Below are 636 nucleotides of genomic sequence, written 5' to 3' on the forward strand. Positions count from 1 at the left end.
ACATTTCTTTATTTGATCAGAAAACAGCCGACCTGTTTACAGCACCTTCAGCAACAGACCCGACATTCGCTCTTGGCTGGAGGCGGAACGGAAGTAAAAGCATGGAATGGATGTTTGGCCCTCATGCCAGTGAAAATGCTTACGGGCATACCGGCTGGACAGGGACAGTTACAATTATTGATCCAGCATACAATTTAGGCATCGCATTGTTAACAAATAAAAAGCATACACCAGTTATTGATCCGGAAGAAAATCCAAACGTCTTTGAGGGTGATCAATTTGCAACAGGCAGTTATGGAAGTGTCATAACCGCGATTTATGAAGCGATGGAGTGAATAATTAGACGATAGGAGGAAGTTTCTATGAGACCTGTCTTTCCGCTTATCCTTTCAGCCGTTCTCTTTCTTTCATGCTTTTTCGGGGCCAGACAGACAGAAGCCTCTGCATCCAAACGTTCAATCGATGCCAATCAGATTGTCAATCGTATGTCGTTAGATGAAAAACTCGGCCAGATGCTGATGCCTGATTTTAGAAATTGGCAAAAGGAAGGCGAGTCCTCTCCGCAAGCCCTTACAGAAATGAATGATGAAGTCGCCAGCCTCGTCAAGAAATATCAATTCGGAGGCATCATCCTTT

General features: G+C 44.2%; 1 protein-coding gene and 1 pseudogene. Both read left to right on the forward strand.

The features are described from left to right. Nucleotides 1-335: serine hydrolase (locus tag ACWHAR_RS28580; RefSeq protein ID WP_452088637.1), on the forward strand; the 335-nt coding region annotated here is incomplete at its 5' end. Between the two features lie 27 nt (nucleotides 336-362). Next, nucleotides 363-636 (forward strand): annotated as a pseudogene (locus ACWHAR_RS28585) (hypothetical protein); the annotation flags it as partial.

It is taken from the genome of Bacillus sp. LR--39, from assembly GCF_053613335.1.